General features: G+C 73.1%; 16 protein-coding genes. 5 read left to right on the forward strand and 11 right to left on the reverse strand.

Going from position 1 to position 17,562, the window contains the following annotated elements; genetic code table 11:
• Together BLS43_RS27670 and BLS43_RS30325 are read right to left on the reverse strand one after the other, a co-directional pair.
• Window positions 1-276 (reverse strand): helix-turn-helix domain-containing protein (locus BLS43_RS27670; protein ID WP_218130008.1); only part of this gene is annotated, 276 nt, incomplete at its 3' end.
• Between the two features lie 68 nt (window positions 277-344).
• Window positions 345-512: a hypothetical protein gene (locus BLS43_RS30325; protein WP_176921603.1), complete on the reverse strand. Its 168-nt coding sequence runs from the start codon at window positions 510-512 to the stop codon at window positions 345-347.
• A gap of 378 nt (window positions 513-890) precedes the next feature.
• Between BLS43_RS30325 and BLS43_RS27675 the strand changes: the two genes are divergently transcribed.
• Complete coding sequence (locus BLS43_RS27675) at window positions 891-2,915, forward strand: ATP-dependent DNA helicase (protein WP_483880050.1); 2,025 nt, start codon at window positions 891-893, stop codon at window positions 2,913-2,915.
• A 13-nt stretch (window positions 2,916-2,928) separates the two neighbouring features.
• On the opposite strand, the gene BLS43_RS27680 is transcribed toward BLS43_RS27675, so the two are convergent.
• The 5 genes from BLS43_RS27680 to BLS43_RS31435 all read right to left on the reverse strand — a co-directional run bounded on the left by BLS43_RS27680 (window position 2,929) and on the right by BLS43_RS31435 (window position 9,468).
• Entirely contained in the window at window positions 2,929-3,627 is a 699-nt protein-coding gene (locus BLS43_RS27680) for a peptidyl-tRNA hydrolase (protein WP_093089654.1), read from the reverse strand.
• Window positions 3,624-4,841, reverse strand: a complete 1,218-nt coding sequence (gene serB, locus BLS43_RS27685) for a phosphoserine phosphatase SerB (RefSeq protein ID WP_093089655.1) — start codon at window positions 4,839-4,841, stop codon at window positions 3,624-3,626. The genes BLS43_RS27680 and serB overlap by 4 nt, the downstream gene beginning before the upstream one ends.
• A gap of 4 nt (window positions 4,842-4,845) precedes the next feature.
• Window positions 4,846-6,600 carry an aa3-type cytochrome oxidase subunit I gene (gene ctaD / locus BLS43_RS27690; RefSeq protein ID WP_093089656.1) on the reverse strand — a complete coding sequence of 585 codons (1,755 nt, stop codon included), beginning with the start codon at window positions 6,598-6,600 and terminating at the stop codon, window positions 4,846-4,848.
• Between the two features lie 164 nt (window positions 6,601-6,764).
• Entirely contained in the window at window positions 6,765-7,568 is an 804-nt protein-coding gene (locus tag BLS43_RS27695; RefSeq protein ID WP_093089657.1) for a PIG-L family deacetylase, read from the reverse strand.
• Between the two features lie 88 nt (window positions 7,569-7,656).
• Window positions 7,657-9,468: an AAA family ATPase gene (locus BLS43_RS31435; protein ID WP_143030268.1), complete on the reverse strand. Its 1,812-nt coding sequence runs from the start codon at window positions 9,466-9,468 to the stop codon at window positions 7,657-7,659.
• Between the two features lie 110 nt (window positions 9,469-9,578).
• On the opposite strand from BLS43_RS31435, the gene BLS43_RS27705 reads away from it, so the two are divergent.
• The 3 genes from BLS43_RS27705 to BLS43_RS27715 all read left to right on the forward strand — a co-directional run bounded on the left by BLS43_RS27705 (window position 9,579) and on the right by BLS43_RS27715 (window position 12,824).
• On the forward strand, window positions 9,579-11,084 hold the full coding sequence (locus BLS43_RS27705; protein ID WP_093089659.1) for a benzoate-CoA ligase family protein: 1,506 nt from the start codon (window positions 9,579-9,581) through the stop codon (window positions 11,082-11,084).
• A gap of 19 nt (window positions 11,085-11,103) precedes the next feature.
• Window positions 11,104-12,147 carry an alpha/beta hydrolase gene (locus tag BLS43_RS27710; RefSeq protein ID WP_093089660.1) on the forward strand — a complete coding sequence of 348 codons (1,044 nt, stop codon included), beginning with the start codon at window positions 11,104-11,106 and terminating at the stop codon, window positions 12,145-12,147.
• A gap of 293 nt (window positions 12,148-12,440) precedes the next feature.
• Window positions 12,441-12,824 (forward strand): DUF6401 family natural product biosynthesis protein, encoded by a 384-nt coding sequence (locus BLS43_RS27715; RefSeq protein WP_143030269.1) that lies wholly within the window; start codon window positions 12,441-12,443, stop codon window positions 12,822-12,824.
• Here the strand turns inward: BLS43_RS27715 and eutC are convergent.
• From eutC to BLS43_RS27725, 3 genes are read right to left on the reverse strand one after another with little or no spacing between them, the layout of a single operon-like run.
• Complete coding sequence (eutC, locus tag BLS43_RS27720) at window positions 12,813-13,526, reverse strand: ethanolamine ammonia-lyase subunit EutC (RefSeq protein ID WP_093089662.1); 714 nt, start codon at window positions 13,524-13,526, stop codon at window positions 12,813-12,815. The two genes, BLS43_RS27715 and eutC, sit on opposite strands and share 12 nt — an antisense overlap.
• Window positions 13,523-13,690: a hypothetical protein gene (locus BLS43_RS30330; RefSeq protein WP_176921604.1), complete on the reverse strand. Its 168-nt coding sequence runs from the start codon at window positions 13,688-13,690 to the stop codon at window positions 13,523-13,525. Before BLS43_RS30330 ends, eutC begins: the two co-directional genes overlap by 4 nt.
• Window positions 13,687-15,069, reverse strand: a complete 1,383-nt coding sequence (locus BLS43_RS27725; RefSeq protein WP_093089663.1) for an ethanolamine ammonia-lyase subunit EutB — start codon at window positions 15,067-15,069, stop codon at window positions 13,687-13,689. Before BLS43_RS27725 ends, BLS43_RS30330 begins: the two co-directional genes overlap by 4 nt.
• Window positions 15,070-15,282: 213 nt before the next feature.
• On the opposite strand from BLS43_RS27725, the gene BLS43_RS27730 reads away from it, so the two are divergent.
• A complete protein-coding gene (locus tag BLS43_RS27730; protein WP_245707884.1) occupies window positions 15,283-17,175 on the forward strand; it encodes a copper-translocating P-type ATPase in 1,893 nt (630 codons plus the stop codon).
• Between the two features lie 106 nt (window positions 17,176-17,281).
• Here BLS43_RS27730 and BLS43_RS27735 read toward each other — a convergent pair whose 3' ends face one another.
• On the reverse strand, window positions 17,282-17,494 hold the full coding sequence (locus BLS43_RS27735) for a hypothetical protein (RefSeq protein WP_093089665.1): 213 nt from the start codon (window positions 17,492-17,494) through the stop codon (window positions 17,282-17,284).
• Between the last annotated feature and the right edge of the window lie 68 nt (window positions 17,495-17,562).

Below are 17,562 nucleotides of genomic sequence, written 5' to 3' on the forward strand. Positions count from 1 at the left end.
GACGGCTTCGACCTGATCGTCAGTGATCTTCCGCGGCGCGCCCGGGCGCGGCTCGTCGAGCAGGCCGTCCAGGCCGACCTTCGCGAACCGGGCCCGCCATTTCCCGACCGTCACCGCGTGACAGCCCAGCCTGGCCGCGATCGCCTTGTTCGACTCGCCCTCGGCCGCGGCCAGCACGATCCGGCTGCGCAGCGCCAGGGCCTGCGATGACTTCGCCCGCCGAGCCCAACGGTTCAACGTCTCCCGCTCCTCGTCGGACAGGTTCAGCTCGGCCACCGGCCGCCCCTGCTTGTTCGGCACGACCGACAGCCTATCGATATTCAGCGAACTTCAGACGCAGGACACTAGCCCCGGATCCAACCCCGCATCCGGAACGCCTCGAAGGCCGCGGTCAGGTCCACCTCGTCGGTGCGGACCGTGCCCGCGGCGTCCGCCAGGCCGAGGCACCTCGGGCCGTCGAACAGGGCGCACTCGTAGGACACGGCGCCGTCCGCGAGCTCCCGGACGCCCACCCGGAGCTGGTAGATGCCCGGGAAGCGGACCTCGTCGAGTACTCGACGTGCAGCGAGCTCGGGGCGAGCCCGTCGAGGGGGCCGCCCTCCCGGTAGCCGAGGACGTCCGTGTGCAGCTCGGCCGGCCCGTCGAGGTACCAGCCCGCGAGCGCGACGTTGTTGACGTGCCGCGCGGGCACTCTCGGGCAGCGCGGCGCCACCTCCAGCACGACGGGGAGCGGCGCGGGCGGGGTCTGCGCGGACGTCACCCGGCCACGGTGCCCCGTCCCCCGCGCTGAGCTGCACCGACCCGACCGAGATCACGTGTGAGCCGCGGCGCGCGCGACCGGATCCCCCCGTTCCGCCGAATCCGTCGGACCGGGCGGCTATCGTCGGCCGGTGCCCACCGCCCCCGTGAAGTCCGCGGACCTCCCCGGCGTCGCCGAGCTGCTCGAGGTCGCGGTCACCGCCGTCGGGGGGACGCGCCGCGAGGGGCAGGACGCGATGGCGCAGGCCGTCCGCAAGGCGCTGTCCAGCGGGGAGCACCTCGCGGTGCAGGCGGGCACGGGCACCGGCAAGTCGCTGGCCTACCTGGTCCCGGCGATCCGCCACGCGATGGCTCGGGACACCACCGTCGTGATCTCCACGGCCACGATCGCCCTGCAGCGCCAGCTCGTCGACCGGGACCTGCCGCGGGTGGCCAAGGCGCTCAAGGCCTCCCTCGGCCGCGAGCCCACGTTCGCGATCCTCAAGGGCCGTCGGAACTACCTGTGCCTCAACAAGCTGCACGGTGACGACACCGCGGAGCCGGAGGACGACCAGCTGTTCGACGCGTTCGCCATCTCGGCCATGGGGCGAAACGTCAAGCGCCTGCACGACTGGGCGAGCGACACCGAGACCGGGGACCGGGACGAGCTGGTCCCGGGTGTGCCGGACAGCGCGTGGCGGCAGGTGTCGGTCACCGCGCGGGAGTGCCTCGGGGTGTCGCGCTGTCCCGTCGGGGAGGACTGCTTCGCGGAGAAGGCGCGGGCCGAGGCGGGCCGGGCGGACGTCGTCGTCACCAACCACGCGCTGCTGGCGATCGACGCGATGGGGGACGCGAACGTCCTCCCGGAGCACGACGTGGTGGTGATCGACGAGGCCCACGAGCTCGTCGACCGGGTCACCGGCGCCGCCACCGGGGAACTCACCGCCGGCACGGTCACCGCGGCCGCCCGCCGCTGCGGCAAGCTCGTCGAGGACGCGCTCGCCGACCGGCTGGCCGAGGCGGGCGAGGGCCTCGGGATGGTCCTCGAGGACCTGCCGCCGGGCCGGTGGGAGTCGATCCCGCAGGCGGCGACGGGGGCACTGACCGTCATCCGGGACGCCGCGGGCATGTGCCGCCAGGCCTTGGGTTCCGAGCGCAAGGAGGACCCCGAGGCCGCGACCGGGCGCAAGCTCGCGCTCGCGTTGCTGGACGAGGTGTCCGAGAACGTCGTCCGGGTGCTCAAGACGTTCGAGGAGGCCGATCCCGCCAAGCGCTACGACGTCGTGTGGCTGGCCGAGCAGGGCCCGGACGGGTCGCGGCACAAGGTCCTGCGGGTGGCCCCGCTGTCGGTCGGTGGGCTGCTGCGCGAGCGGCTCTTCGGGCAGCGCACCACGGTGCTGACCAGCGCGACCCTGGCCCTGGGCGGCTCGTTCGACGCGCTGGCCCGGCAGTGGGGCCTCCCACCCTCGGGGGGCGACTCCGACGACCCGGTCCGGGACCCCGAGGCGCCGCGCTGGAAGGGGCTGGACGTCGGGTCGCCGTTCGCGCACGGCCGCAGCGGCATCCTCTACGTCGCCAAGCACCTCCCGCCGCCGGGGCGGGACGGGCTGGCCCCGGCCTACCTGGACGAGATCGCGGGCCTGGTCGAGGCCGCGGGCGGGCGCACGCTGGGCCTGTTCTCCTCGATGCGCGCCGCCAAGCAGGCCACCGAGGCGCTGCGCGGCAGGCTGGACGTGCCGCTGCTCTGCCAGGGGGACGACGCCACGATGCTGCTGGTGAAGCGGTTCGCCGAGGACGAGCCGACCTGCCTGTTCGGCACGCTGTCGCTGTGGCAGGGCGTGGACGTGCCCGGGCCGTCGCTGAGCTGCGTGATCATCGACCGGATCCCCTTCCCCCGCCCGGACGACCCCCTGGTCGCCGCCCGGCAGAAGGCGGCGGACTCCCGCGGCGGCAACGGGTTCCTCACCGTCTCGGCCACCCACGCCGCGCTGCTGCTGGCCCAGGGCGCGGGCCGGCTGCTGCGCGGCAACGACGACCGGGGTGTGGTCGCCATCCTCGACCCGCGGATCGCCACCGCGCGCTACGGCGGCTTCCTGCGGGCCAGCCTCCCCCCGTTCTGGCAGACCACCGACCAGGCCACGGTCCGCGGCGCCCTCACCCGCCTCCGCGACGCCTAGGCATCAGGGGGCGTCACCACGCGCGGCAGGTGACGGTGCCCGGGTCCACCTCGGTGAAGCCGGCGTCCCGCACCTCGACGCCGGTCCCCGCCGGCTCCGCCCACAGGGCCGGGTCGCGGCGGACGTGGAACCGCGGCGCCGTGGTCCAGCCGCGCACCGCGGCGAGGATCATCGACGCGTGCCCGACCTGGGCCGCCGCCTTCCCGAGCGTCATGTCGACCGCGGGGTTCAGCACGATGATCGGACTGCCCGCGGGACCGGGGTCGTCCGGGGGCAGCTCGGTGCCGCCGATCTGCAGCCTCGACACGGTCTTGGGGACGTCGTCGACCGGGCCGGGCAGCAGGGCGCGGGCCTGCGCGCCGTCGACCTCCACGGTGACGCCGGGGAGCTCCTGCACCGCCGCCCAGTGCGCGCCGCGGGCCCGCCGGGCGATCTTGCGGATCCGGCCGTCCACCCAGCGCCGCAGCGGCTCCTCCCACTCCGGCTCGGGCTCCACGCACACGGCGAGCGCGGCCTGCGCCGCGGCCTCCAACAACGCGGTGCGCCCGGGCAGCGGGTCCCGCTCGATCCGCAGGATCACGGGCATCGCCCGCACCACCCCGTCCGCCTCCGGCGGGATCTCCACCGGCGCGCGGCCGTAGCGTGCCGCCAGCGCCTCGAGGATCGACGGCCGAGGCTCGCCTGCTCCCTCCTCGGGCGACGGTGCGCTCATGCGATCGGGACGCGGCGGAGCACGCCTTCGGCCGCGTCCGCGGACTCCACCTCGTCGCGGGTGATGCCCAGGACGAACAGCACCACGTCCAGGTAGGGCAGGTTCACCGCGGTGTCGGCGATCTCACGCAGCGCGGGCTTGGCGTTGAACGCGATGCCCAGACCCGCGGCGGAGAGCATGTCGATGTCGTTGGCGCCGTCCCCGACCGCGACGGTCTGTTCGATCGGCACTCCGTGCTGGGCGGCGAACCGGCGCAGCGCCACGGCCTTGCCGGGCCGGTCCACGATCTCCCCGACGACCCGGCCGGTCAGCCGCCCGTCGAGGATCTCCAGGGTGTTGGCCGCGCAGAAGTCGAGGCCGAGCTCCTCCACCAGCCCGGCGATGACCTGCGTGAACCCGCCGGACACCACCCCGCAGCGGAAGCCGAGCCGCTTGAGGGTGCGGATCGTGGTGCGGGCGCCGGGCATGAGCTCCAGGTCGGCCGCGACGTCCGCGACGACCGACTCCGGCAGGCCCTCCAGGGTGGCGACCCGGGCCGTCAGCGACTCCGCGAAGTCCAGCTCGCCCCGCATGGCCGCCTCGGTGATCGCGCGGACCTGCTCCTCGACGCCGGCGTGGGCCGCCAGCATCTCGATGACCTCGCCCTGGACGAGGGTGGAGTCGACGTCGAACGTGATGAGCCGCTTGGAGCGCCGGGCCAGCCCGACCCGCTCCACCGCGACGTCCACGCCCGCGTCCCGGGCGACCTCGACCAGCTTGGCGCGCAGCGTGCCGTGCGGCTGGGCCGGGTCGTCCGGGTTCGGCGAGACCTCCAGCTCCAGGCCGGTCACCGGGTAGTCCGCGACCCGCTTGATCGAGTCGATGTTCGCCCCGACGTCCGCCAGCGCCTGCGCCACCATGCCGAACGCCCGTGCCGTGATCGGCCGCCCCAACACGACGACGGCGTGGGTGGCGTGCCTGCGCACGCCGCGGTCGCCGCCGAGCGAGGTCTCGACCTGCATCCCGATGGAGTGCATGGCGGCCTCGACGGCCTCCTGCAGCTCCTCCGGGTCACCCTCGACCTCGACCAGCGCGCCCAGGGTGAGCATCCCCCGGATCACGACCTGCTCCACGTCCACCAGCTCGACCGCGTGCCGGGTGAGCACGGTGAACAACACCGAGCTCACCCCGGGGCGGTCCGGCCCCGTGACGGTGACCAGTACGGACGAACGCAACCGACTAGCGCGACTTGGGGTCGCCGTTGGGCTGCGACTCCGGGGCGATCGACTGCGTGATCTTCTCGCCCGGGTCCGCCGCGTGCCCGACGTGGGCCTCGGCCCGGAAGCGCTCCACCATGTGCGGGTAGTGCAGCTCGAACGCCGGGCGCTCCGAACGGATCCGGGGCAGCTCGGTGAAGTTGTGCCGCGGCGGCGGGCAGCTCGTGGCCCACTCCAGGGAGTTGCCGTAGCCCCACGGGTCGTCCACGGTGACCACGCGCCCGTAGCGGTAGCTGCGGAACACGTTCCAGATGAACGGCAGGGTCGAGGCGCCCAGGATGAACGCGCCGATCGAGCTGATCATGTTCAGGGTGGTGAACCCGTCGGAGGGCAGGTAGTCCACGTAGCGACGCGGCATGCCCTCGTTGCCCAGCCAGTGCTGCACCAGGAACGTGGTGTGGAAGCCGATGAACGTGGTCCAGAAGTGGAACTTGCCCAGCGTCTCGTCGAGCATCCGGCCGGTCATCTTCGGGAACCAGAAGTAGATGCCCGCGTAGGTGGCGAACACGATGGTGCCGAAGAGGACGTAGTGGAAGTGCGCCACCACGAAGTACGTGTCGGACACGTGGAAGTCGATCGGCGGCGAGGCGAGCAGCACGCCCGTCAGACCGCCGAAGAGGAACGTGGCGAGGAAGCCGACGGAGAACAGCATCGGCGTCTCGAACGTGAGCTTGCCCTTCCACATCGTGCCGATCCAGTTGACGAACTTGACGCCCGTCGGGATCGCGATGAGGAACGTGGTGAAGGAGAAGAACGCCAGCAGGACGGCGCCGGTCGCGTACATGTGGTGCGCCCACACGGCGACGGACAGGGCCGCGATGGCGATCGTGGCGTAGATCAGCGTCTTGTAGCCGAAGACGGGCTTGCGGCTGAACACCGGGAAGATCTCGGACACGATGCCGAAGAAGGGCAAGGCGACGATGTACACCTCGGGATGGCCGAAGAACCAGAAGAGGTGCTGCCAGAGGATGACCCCGCCGTTGGCCGGGTCGAACACGTGGGCGCCGAGGTGGCGGTCCGCCGCGAGGCCGAACAGGGCCGCGGTGAGCACCGGGAACGCGATCAGGATCAGCAGCGCGGTGATGAAGATGTTCCAGGTGAAGATCGGCATCCGGAACATCGTCATGCCGGGGGCGCGCATGCAGACGATCGTGGTCACGAAGTTGACGCCACCGAGGATGGTGCCCAGACCACTGACCGCCAGACCCATGATCCACAGGTCCGCACCCGCGCCGGGCGAGCGGATCGCGTCGGACAGCGGGGTGTAGGCGAACCACCCGAAGTCCGCGGCGCCGCCGGGGGTGAGGAAGCCGGACAGCACGGTGAGGCCGCCGAACAGGAACAGCCAGTAGGAGAAGGCGTTCAGCCGGGGGAACGCCACGTCCGGGGCGCCGATCTGCAGCGGCACGATGTAGTTCGCGAAGCCGAACAGGATCGGCGTCGCGTACAGCAGCAGCATGATCGTGCCGTGCATGGTGAACATCTGGTTGTACTGCTCGGAGCTGAGGATCTGCTGCCCCGGGCGCGCCAGCTCGGCGCGGATCAGCAGCGCCATGGCGCCGCCCACCATGAAGAAGGCGAACGACGTGACCAGGTACAGGATCGCGATGTCCTTGGGGTCCGTCGTCCTGAGCATCTTCAGGAACGTGGAACCCTTGCCCGGTCGATGCGCCGGATACGGGCGCGTCTCGATCGGCTTGGGCGCGACGGCTGTCACTGTGCCTCCTGCACTGGACCTCGTGGTGGGGCAGGCCCGAACTCTATCTCCCGCTCGCTGCTCCGAGGTGATCGGGACGGCGCGCACCGGCATTGTGCTCTACGAAGGGTAGAACGCCCAACCCCGGGGCGCCCGATCGTGCGTCACAGCGCCGCGGGCCCGGCTCAGCGCAGCGGGAGGAACAGGTCCGTGAACAGCTCCGACGGCATGCTCTCGGCCCCGGTGACGATGTAGAACTCCGTGCCGAAGCCGATCGCGAACACCGGGTCCGGCATGGCCAGCATGAAGTGGTCGGGGCCCATCTGGCTGGCGTGGCAGCGCATCGACGACCGCTTCTGCTCCGTGAAGTCCACGGCCTCGACCCGGTGGGTGATCTCGGACTCGGGCTTACCGAAGCTCGGGGGCGGCTGGTCCGGCGCCTGCCACCCCTCGGGCGTCGCGCCGGAGTCCCGCAGGCCCTGCATCCCGCGGACCATCCAGTCCCGGTTGATCGTGTTCTGCGCGACGACCGGCACCGCCGCCAGCTCCGCCGCCCGCAGGCCCACCCGGTGGACCTGGATGTGGTCGGGGTGGCCGTAGCCGCCGTTGTCGTCGTAGACGGTGAGGACGTCCGGCTCCTCCTCGTCGAGGATGATCGCCAGCCGCTTCGCCGCGTGCTCGACCGACGCCTGCCAGAAACAGAACGGCGCCTCGTTCGAGGGCTCGCCCATCATCCCGGAATCGGTGTAGCCGAGGAACTCCACGCGCGCGGCGCCGATGACCTTCGCCGACTCGTAGCACTCGTACGAGCGCCGCACGGAGAGCTGCTCGCCCTCGGCCAGCACGCCCGGCACGGGTTCGCCCAGCTCACCGCGGGTGGCGAAGACGAGCACCACCCGGTGGCCCGCCGCGGCGGCCTTCGCGAGCGTGCCGGCGGTGCCGATCGACTCGTCGTCGGGATGGGCATGAAAGGACACGATCGTTCCCACCTGCGCACCCTACCGCCGCCGCATTATGGAGCCACAATGCACGTTTCAGGCCCGCGAAACGTGCATTGTGGCTCCATAATGCGGGGGGTCAGCAGAGGATTCGGGTCAGGGCGGGGGCGATGTCCGTCAGGCGTCTGACCTCCTGGTAGCTGCCGCCGCCCCGGGCCGCGAGCGCTCGGGCCGTGCGCTCGGCCTCCTCGTCCGGCAGCGGGCAGAGCACATGGAGCCGGTCGATGCCGCCCAGCGCGGTGGCCGGGTCCTCCCCCGCGGTGTGCAGGCAGTCCGAGAGCAGGACGACCGTGCGCTCGTCGGCGACCGTGCCCGCGAGCTGCCGCGAGGCCTCGCGCAGCGCCGCCGCCACGTCCGTGGTCCCGTGCCCCCGCAACGCGACGAGCTCGCCCACCAGGTCGTCCGGCGGCCGCCGGACCCCCTGCCGCTGGAGGATCCGGACCTGCGAGCCGAACGCCAGCACACCCGGCTCCAGCTTGCCCTCCGACGCCAGCACCACCCCGGCCGCGGACACCGCCGCCAACGCCACGGCGAGGCCCTGCATCGACCCGGAGATGTCCACGACCAGCGACACGGCACGCCGGTGCGCCGTCCACTGGCGCGTGACGAACTCGTGCGGGCGCCGGGAGGCGGCGGGCTGCCACCGGTCCAACGTGCGGTCCAGGTCGAGGTCCCCGTCGCCGCCGAGCGCGGGGGCGATCCGCCGCGTCCCCCGCGCCTTGGCCGGACCGACCTTGCCGAGCTGCAGGAACACCCGTCCGGCGAGCGTGCGGGCCTGCGCGCGCAGCGACGCGTCGGTCGCCACGGCCAGGTCCGCGAGCAGCGCCGCGGCCGCGTCCGGGTTCTCGGCCAGCACGGCGTCGAACGCCTGCTCGTCGAGCTGCCCGACCTCGGGCGAGACGTCCTCGAACTGCTCGTGCCGCGACCCCAGCTCGCCGCGACCCATCGTGCGCTGCCCCCGGCTGGGCTTGTCCCGACCCGCTTGCCCCCCTCCGCCGCCCGGCGGAGGGGGATCAGCTTTTCCCGGATCGCCCTCCGGCTCGTCCGAGGTGGGTTCCGGGGCGTCCTGCGGCCACAGCCGTTCGAGCAGCTCGTCGATGATCGACTCGGGGGTCCGGTCCAGCCCGTCGGTCACCTTGATCCGCCCGGAGAGGGCGGCGTACGCGGCGTCTCGCGCCGTCTCGCGGGCGGGCTTGTCCTCCCCGCGGAGCTCGGCCAGCCCGGTCAGCACGTGGGCGAGGTCGATCGCCCCGCGCACCGACGATCCCATCCGCAGGTCGCGGTGGTCGCGGGTGGCGCGCGTCAGGCCGACCGACAGCTCGGTGACCCAGCCGTTCACCCCGCTGACGGCCGTGGTGATCTCGCGTTCCGCGGGCTCGGACTGGTAGCCGAGCACGACCCGGCACATCCGGTCCGCGATGGCCTGGCTGACCCGCGCGGTCCCGACGGCGTCGAAGGGGTTCATCGCCGCGATCAGCCGGAACCCGGGCTGTGCGGTCACTGCGCCGAGCCGCGGGACGGCGATCTCGCCCTCGGTGAGCACCGTGATCAGGACGTTCAGCGTCTCCTCGGGCACCCGGTTGAGCTCCTCGAGGTACAGCAGCCCGCCCTCGCGCATGGCGGTGAGCAGCGGCCCGTCGACGAAGCTCGCGGGGAGGTAGCCCTCGTTGAGCACCTGGGCGGGGTCGAACGCGCCGACCAGCCGCGCCGGTGTCAGCTCGGCGTTCCCCTCCACGAAGACCACGCTCGTGCCCGAGTCGCGCGCGATGGAACGCAGCAGCGTGGACTTCCCGGTTCCCGGCGGCCCCTCCAGGACGACGTGTCGTCCGGTGGCGAGTGCGACGGTGAGCACCTCGCGCTCACGCCGCAGCCCCACGACGGGTGTGGTCACAGGCACCCTCCTCGGTTCCCGATCATCTGTGTAGCACACCGATCTTCTACGGATCGTTGACGCTACGCAGCCTCGCTGTAGAGTTCTAGCTCACCCGAACAGGAGCCACGATGGCTGAACTCTTCAACGCTGCGGAGTACTTGACCGAACGCCGGGTGGCGGAAGGAGACGGCGCCCGCACCGCGGTCCACCACCCGCGGGGGACCCTCACCTACGCCGAGCTGTCCGCCGAGGTCGCGCGGGTGGCGGGCGGCCTGGCCCGCCTCGGCGTCCGCCCCGAGGAGCGCGTCCTGCTCTGCATGGCGGACGACGTGGAGCTCTTCACCGCGATCCTCGCAACCATGCGCCTGGGCGCGGTGGCCGTGCCCTGCTCCACCATGCTCACCGCCACGGAGCTGTCCGTGCTGGTCAGCGACTCGCGGGCGCGGGTGGTCCTCGGGAGCGACCAGTTCGCCGACACCGTGCGGGCCGCCGTCGGGCCCGAGGTCGAGCACGTCGTGATGACGAGCGAGTGGGAGACGCTGCGCGCCGACCCGGCCCCGGCCTACCCGACCTGGGACGAGTCCCCCGCGCTCTGGCTCTACACCTCCGGCACCACGGGCAAGCCCAAGGGCGCCATGCACCGGCACGCGGACATCCGGTACGTCTGCGAGACCTACGGCAGGCAGGTGCTCGGCATCGGCCCGGAGGACGTCTGCCTCTCCGTCGCCAAGCTCTTCTTCGCCTACGGGATCGGGAACAGCATGTTCTTCCCGCTCTCGGTGGGCGCCTCCGTGGTGCTCGAACCCGCCCGACCGGCACCTGACCTTCTGGCCAGTCGCGTGCGGCGGTACGGGGTCTCCCTGCTCTTCGCGGTACCCAGCTTCTGGGGTCCGCTGCTCGCGTCCGACCTGCCGGACGACGCACTGGCCGGGGTCCGCCGCGGCGTCTCGGCCGGCGAGACCCTCCCGGCCCGGATGTTCACCGGCATCCGGGACCGCTTCGGCGTCGAGATCCTCGACGGCATCGGGTCCACCGAGGCCCTGCACATCTTCATCTCGAACCGGCCCGGCGCCGTCGTGCCCGGGAGCAGCGGCTTCCCGGTGCCCGGCTACGAGGTCGAGCTCCGCCGCCCGGACGGCACCGTGATCACCGGGACCGAGGAGCCCGGGATGCTGTGGATCTCCGGCGACTCCGTCTGCACCGGCTACTGGTGCCGGACGGCGGTGAACCGGCAGGTCTTCCAGGGCGAGTGGATGCGCACCGGCGACCAGTACGTGCGCAACCCCGACGGGTCCCTGACCTGCCTCGGCCGGGCGGACGACGTGCTCAAGGTCGGCGGCATCTGGGTCGCGCCCGCGGAGGTCGAGTCCCGGATCCTCGAGCATCCGGCGGTGGCCGAGGCCGTCGTCGTCGGGGTCGCGGACACGGACGGCCTGGACAAGCCCGTCGCCTACGTCGTCCCGCGGGACGGGGCGGTGGTCGACCCGGACGAGCTGGTGGCCTTCTGCCGTGCGGGGCTGGCCTCGTTCAAGCGGCCGCGCGCGGTGGTGGTCGTCGCCGAGCTGCCGAAGACCGCGACCGGCAAGGTGCAGCGCTACCGGCTGCGCGAGCGTCCCTTGACCGTCTCGGTGTGAGGCCTCCACGATCCGCTCCATGACACTGCTGCCCGGGGTGCGGTCCGCCACGGTCGACACCGACCGCCTCCGCACGCACTACCTGGAGGCGGGCGCGGGCGCGACGCTCGTCCTCCTCCACGGCAACCTCTCCACCGGCCGCTTCTACGAGCATCTGATGCCCGCGCTCGCGCAGCGTTACCGCGTGATCGCACCGGACATGCGTGGCTTCGGCGACACCGAGCCCAAGGGCCTCGACGCCACCCGCGGCCTCGGCGACTGGGCGGACGACCTCGCCGCCCTGCTGCGCGCGCTCGACCTCACCGACCCGCCGCACCTCGTGGGCTGGTCCACGGCGGGCGCGGCCATCGCGACGTTCGCGAAGGCCCACCCGGTCGCGAGCCTGACCTTCCTGGACCCGGTGTCCCCGTACGGCTACGGGGGCGTCCGCGCCGACGGCACCCCCGTCCACCCCGACTTCGCGGGCTCCGGCGGCGGGGGCGCGAACCCGGAGGTCGTGGAGCGGCTCGCCGCGGGCGACACCTCCGCCGACAGCCCGGCCTCGATCCGTGCCGTCATGCGGGCGCTGTACTGGGCGCCGACGCACCAGCTGCCGAGCGACCGGGAGGACGTCCTGGTCGCCGAGGTCCTCAAGACCCTGACCGGCCCCGACGGCTACCCCGGAGACGCCACGGCGTCCCCGAACTGGCCCGGCGCCGCCCCCGGCACCCGCGGCATCCTCAACGCCCTGTCCCCCCAGTACTGCCACTGGGCGGACATCGTGGACCTCGACCCCAAGCCGCCGATCCTGTGGACCCACGGCACCGCGGACCTCGTGGTGTCCGACGCCTCGCCCCTCGACTTCGGGGTCCTCGGCGCGGCCGGCGTCGTCCCCGGTTGGCCCGGTGCGGCCGAGTTCCCCGCCCAGCCCATGGTCACCCAGATCCGTCGGGTCCTGGAGGACTACGCGGCGCGCGGCGGGCGGGTGCGGGTCGAGATGTTCGAGGGCTCCGGCCACGGCCCCCACATCGACGCCGCCGACCGCTGGCTCGCGGTGCTCGAGGACTTCCTCCGCACCGCCTGACCCCACTCCTCTCCGGACGCGCGAGTCCCCCGGATCCCGCGGGCGGTCAGCGCAGGCGGAGGGCCTCGACGTGGCACGCGGTGCCCACGCTCGACCAGCTCGACCACCACTCCGAGGTGCGGGTTGGTGTGTCCGTGGGCGCCGACGCCCGCCATCAGGATGTGGGCCACGGGTCCCGATCATGGAGCATTCGGGCAACCGCATTTCGCCGACGATCACCGAACGTCGCTGTCGCGATACCGATCGGCTCACGATTCACCCGTATCAGGGATATCACGTTTACGATCCGTGTCGTGAGGCTCCTGCGTGACATGCGCGCCGCCGTCGCCGAGTGGTCCGCCCACCGAGTGCTGCGCCGGCTGATGGACACCGTCGGGCGGCCGGGGCTGCGGTCCGCGGCCGTGGAGCCCGGGCTCGCCGCGCTGGTCGACCAGCACGCCGCCGCCGTGCGGGACATCGTGCGGGAGTCGCCGCACCCGGCCGGGCGCGGACAGGTCGCCACCGTCGCGCCGCCGCGGACCAGCGCCTGCGTCCGGCTCGCCGCCTACGCCCGCTCCCTGCAGGACGAGCAGCGCCGCAGCGGCGCGTCGATCGTGATGCAGCAGGACGGGACCTGGCGCCCCACCGACTGGACCACCCTGCGCCTCATCGCGATCTGCCAGGTCTCAGGCCCCTAACGCGGGGTCGGCCTTCAGCCGGACCCCCGACAGCCGCAGCCTGCGGGACTCCTCCAGCAGCATGACGAGGGTCGTCGCGGCGGCGTCGTAGCCGGTGCCGTGCGGCGGCCGGACGTTCGACAGGCAGTTCCGCTCGGAGTCCCGCCGCCCGCGGCGCGGGTCCCAGGTGAGGTAGAGCCCGAGCGAGTCCGTGGAGCTCATTCCCGGCCGTTCTCCGACGAGCACCACCACGGCGCGCGCGCCCAACGCCGCCGCCACCTCGTCCCCGAGGGCCACGCGCGCCTGCTCCGCGACCACGATCGGCGCCACCCGCCAGCCGTCCAGCCGGGCGAGGGCGGCGCGCAGCATCGACACGGCGTGGGTGTGGACCGCCAGCGGGGACAGCCCGTCCGCCACGACGAACGCGACGTCGTGCTCCCCGGCCTCCAGCTCGTGTGATGCGAGCCGTCTGCCCAGGTCGGGTCGTTGCAGGTACTCGGCACGGTCTGCAGCCGCGCTGTGCACGCGCACCACCTCGTGCCCGAGCGCGCGGATCTCGCCCGCCAGCGCCTCGGCGTCCAGCGGTGCGTGCACCGCGTCGCGCGCGGCGGCGTGTGCCGCCCGCAGCTCCAGGAGCTCGGCGGTCGGCAGGGCGTCCCCGGCGCGGCCGAGCGCCACCCGCGCACGGGTGGCGGCGCGGAGCCGGTCGAAGGCGTCGCTCACCGCGGCGGTCCGTCCTCGTCCTTCGGGGAGTCCGCCTGCTCCTCCTCGACCAGCAGGGCGTCGATGTCGGCGAGCACACCGCCCCCCACCGACCGGCCGGTGACCGGCCGCGAGCCCGTCGCCTCCGCGGCCCGACGCGCCCAGACCGACTCCCGATCGCTCATGCCACACCCCCGGTGAGCTGCTGCAGCGCGGCCGATCCGGGCTCGAGCTCGGCGATCCGACCGTCCGCCGTCATCAACCCCATCCCCTCCAGCCACGCCGCGAACTCCGGCGCCGGGCCGAGCCCCAGCACCTGTCGTGCGTACAGCGCATCATGGAAGGACAGCGACTGGTAGTGCAGCATCACGTCGTCCCCGCCGGGCACGCAGATCACGAAGCCGCACCCGGCCACCCCGAGCAGGGTCAGCAGGGTGTCGGTGTCGTCCGCGTCCGCTTCGGCGTGGTTGGTGTAGCAGACGTCCACGCCCATCGGGACGCCGAGCAGCCGCCCGCAGAAGTGGTCCTCCAGCCCGGCCCGCACGATCTGTTTGCCGTCGTAGAGGTACTCCGGCCCGATGAACCCGACGACGGTGTTGACCAGCAGCGGGTCGAAGGCCCGCGCCACGCCGTACGCCCGCGCCTCGAGGGTCTGCTGGTCCACGCCGTGGTGCGCATCCGCCGACAGGGCGGCGCCCTGGCCGGTCTCGAAGTACATGCAGTCGGTGCCGACCGTGCCCCGCTCCAGCGCCAGGGCCGCCTCGTGCGCCTCCCGCAGCAGGGCCAGCGTGACGCCGAACCCGGTGTTGGCCGCCTCGGTGCCCGCGATGGACTGGAACACCAGGTCGACCGGCGCACCCCGCTCCATGATCTCGATCGACGTCGTGACGTGCGCGAGCACGCAGGACTGGGTGGGGATCGCGTACCGCTCCCGGATGTCGTCGATCAGGCGCAGCAGGTCGGTGGTGCGCCGCGGGGAGTCCGTCGCCGGGTTGATCCCGATGACGGCGTCCCCGCAGCCGAGCAGCAGACCGTCCACGATGGACGCGGTCACGCCGACGGGATCGTCGGTCGGGTGGTTGGGCTGCAGCCGGGTGGCCAGGGTGCCCGCCACGCCGATGGTCGAGCGGAAGGCGCTGGTCACCGGGGTCCGGCGGGCCACGGCGATCAGGTCCTGCACGCGCATCAGCTTCGAGACGGCGGCGACCATCTCCGGCGTGAGGCCCGCCCGCAGCGCGGTGGTGTCGGTGCGCGGGTGCAGGAGGTGGTCCCGGAAGGCGCCCACGGTCAGGCCGGCGACCGGCGCGAACGCCTCCGCGTCGTGGGTGTCGACGATCAGCCGGGTGACCTCGTCGGTCTCGTACGGGACCACCTGCTCGTCGAGGAACGTGCGCAGCGGCAGGTCCGCGAGCAGCCCCTGCGCGGCCACCCGCTCCTGCTCCGACTCGGCCGCCACCCCGGCGAGCACGTCCCCGGAGCGTTCCGGGGTCGCCGCCGCGAGCAGGGCCGCCAGGTCCGCGAACTCGTACGTGCGGCCGCCGAGCGCGGCCCGGCGCCGGGTCATGGCCCCAGTCTGGCGCAGCGCCGGTTTCGACGGGGTTGCGATTCGGCGGGAATACCCATGGGGGGTATCAACGTTGCTGCGTACATGGACGCGGAGCGGACACACGAGCACGCAGCTCACGACCACGGCGAGCACGCGGGGCACGGCGAGCACTCCGGTCACCCGGGGCACTCGGGGCACTCGGGGCACTCGGGGCACGGGGACCACGCCGCCATGTTCCGCACCCGCTTCTGGTGGACGCTGCTGCTCGCGTTGCCGGTCGTGGCGTTCAGCCCGATGTTCGCCGACCTCCTCGGCTACCCGCTGCCGTCCGGCACCGCGTGGATCTCGCCGCTGCTCGGCACGGTCATCTACCTCTGGGGCGGCGCGCCGTTCCTCACCGGCGCCTGGTCGGAGGTGAAGGCCCGGCAACCGGGGATGATGCTGCTGGTCGCGCTCGCGATCACGGTCGCGTTCGTGGCGAGCGCGCTCACCACCGCAGGCCTGCTGATGCTGGACTTCTGGTGGGAGCTCGCGCTCCTCGTCGTGATCATGCTGCTGGGCCACTGGCTGGAGATGCGCGCCCTCGGCCAGGCCTCCGGTGCGCTCGACGCCCTCGCCGCCCTGCTCCCCGACCAGGCCGAACGCGAGGACGGCACGCTGGTGCCGCTCGCCGACCTGCACCCGGAGGACGTCGTGCTGGTCCGCTCCGGCGGCCGGGTGCCGGCCGACGGCGTGGTCGTCGACGGGGAGGCGGCCGTCGACGAGTCGATGATCACCGGTGAGTCCCGCGCGGTCACCCGGCGCGTCGGGGACCGCGTCGTCGCGGGCACCGTGGCCACCGACTCGGCGATCCGCGTGCGGGTGGACCGGGTGGGCTCCGACACCGCGCTGGCCGGGATCCAGCGGCTGGTCGCCGAGGCCCAGACCTCCCGTTCCCGGGCCCAGGCCCTCGCCGACCGGGCCGCGGCGCTGCTGTTCTGGTTCGCGCTCGGCGTCGGCGTGGTGACGTTCGTGGTGTGGTCGCTGATCGGGACGCTGTCGGAGGCCGTCGAACGCACCGTCACGGTGCTGGTCATCTCCTGCCCGCACGCCCTCGGCCTGGCGATCCCGCTGGTCATCGCGATCTCGACCGCGCGCGCCGCCCGGGCGGGGATCCTGGTGAAGGACCGCCTCGCCCTGGAGCGCATGCGCACCGTGGACGCGGTGCTGTTCGACAAGACCGGCACCCTCACCACCGGGAAGCCGCAGGTCGTCGGCACGGTCGGCGCCCCGGAGACGGTGGAGCTGGCCGCGGCCGCCGAGCAGGACAGCGAACACCCCCTGGCCCGCGCGATCGTCGCCGCGGCACCGTCCGTCCGGCGCGCCACGGGCTTCCGCTCGCTCACCGGACGCGGCGTGCGCGCCTCCGTCGACGGCGCCGAGATCGCGGTCGGCGGGCCGGGGCTCGTCCGCGAGCTCGGCGCCACGGTGCCCGACGAGATCGCCGCGCAGGCCGGACCGTGGTCGGCGCAGGGCAGCACCGTGCTGTACGTGCTGCGGGACGGGCTCGTCGTCGGCGCCCTCGCGCTGGCCGACGCCGTGCGCCCGGAGTCGCGGGACGCCGTGTCCGCACTGCGCGCACGACACGTGCGCACGGTGCTGCTCACCGGAGACGCCCGCCCGGTCGCCGAGGCCGTCGGTGCCCAGGTCGGGGTGGACGAGGTGATCGCGGAGGTGCTGCCCGAGGACAAGGACTCCGCGGTCGCCGACCTGCAGGCCCGCGGGCACACCGTCGCGATGGTCGGGGACGGCGTGAACGACGCCCCCGCCCTCGCCCGCGCGGACGTCGGGATCGCGATCGGGGCCGGCACGGACGTGGCGGTCGAGTCCGCAGGCGTCGTCCTGGCCTCGGACGACCCGCGCGCCGTCCTCTCGGTGATCACGCTGTCCCGCGCGGGGTACCGGAAGATGCTGCAGAACCTGTGGTGGGCCGCGGGCTACAACCTGCTCAGCGTCCCGCTGGCGGCGGGCGTCCTGGCCGGCGTCGGGTTCGTGCTGCCGCCCGCGGTCGGCGCGGTCCTGATGAGCGTCTCGACGATCGTGGTCGCCGCCAACGCACAGCTCCTGCGCCGCGTCCCCCTGTGAGTGGCGATGGTCGCCAGGGCGACTATCGCCACTCACGGGGGCTGAGCAGGAGGATCACGTCCCGTGAGCGGTGATGGTCGCTCTGGCGACCATCGCCACTCACGGCTCAGGTGGCGGGTTCGGCCTCGACGGGCGGGCCCGCCTCCACCGGCTCGTGGGCGGCCATCGCGGCGTAGGCCCGGTTCTCGTGCTGCACCACCCGCGCGAGGAAGCCGACGAACAGGGCGACCGCGAGGACGAAGCAGACCCACACCCCGACCGAGAAGCCGCCGAAGGTGAAGACGACGGACGCGCCGTCGTACGTCTCGATCGGGCTCATCGCTCTCCCCCGCTGCGCGGGCCCGGCGCTTCGCCCGGGCGCTGTGTCATCGATTCGCTCGCGAGCCC

The organism is Pseudonocardia oroxyli (genome assembly GCF_900102195.1).
GTDB lineage: Bacteria > Actinomycetota > Actinomycetes > Mycobacteriales > Pseudonocardiaceae > Pseudonocardia > Pseudonocardia oroxyli.

Bases quoted from the DNA above. Each gene is read 5' to 3' on its own strand.
- BLS43_RS27680 (WP_093089654.1), bottom strand. From the start codon at position 3,627: ATGAGCGCACCGTCGCCCGAGGAGGGAGCAGGCGAGCCTCGGCCGTCG.
- BLS43_RS27705 (WP_093089659.1), top strand. From the start codon at position 9,579: ATGGCTGAACTCTTCAACGCTGCGGAGTACTTGACCGAACGCCGGGTG.
- BLS43_RS27710 (WP_093089660.1), top strand. From the start codon at position 11,104: ATGACACTGCTGCCCGGGGTGCGGTCCGCCACGGTCGACACCGACCGC.
- BLS43_RS30330 (WP_176921604.1), bottom strand. From the start codon at position 13,690: ATGAGCGATCGGGAGTCGGTCTGGGCGCGTCGGGCCGCGGAGGCGACG.
- BLS43_RS27725 (WP_093089663.1), bottom strand. From the start codon at position 15,069: ATGACCCGGCGCCGGGCCGCGCTCGGCGGCCGCACGTACGAGTTCGCG.
- BLS43_RS27730 (WP_245707884.1), top strand. From the start codon at position 15,283: ATGTTCCGCACCCGCTTCTGGTGGACGCTGCTGCTCGCGTTGCCGGTC.
- BLS43_RS27735 (WP_093089665.1), bottom strand. From the start codon at position 17,494: ATGAGCCCGATCGAGACGTACGACGGCGCGTCCGTCGTCTTCACCTTC.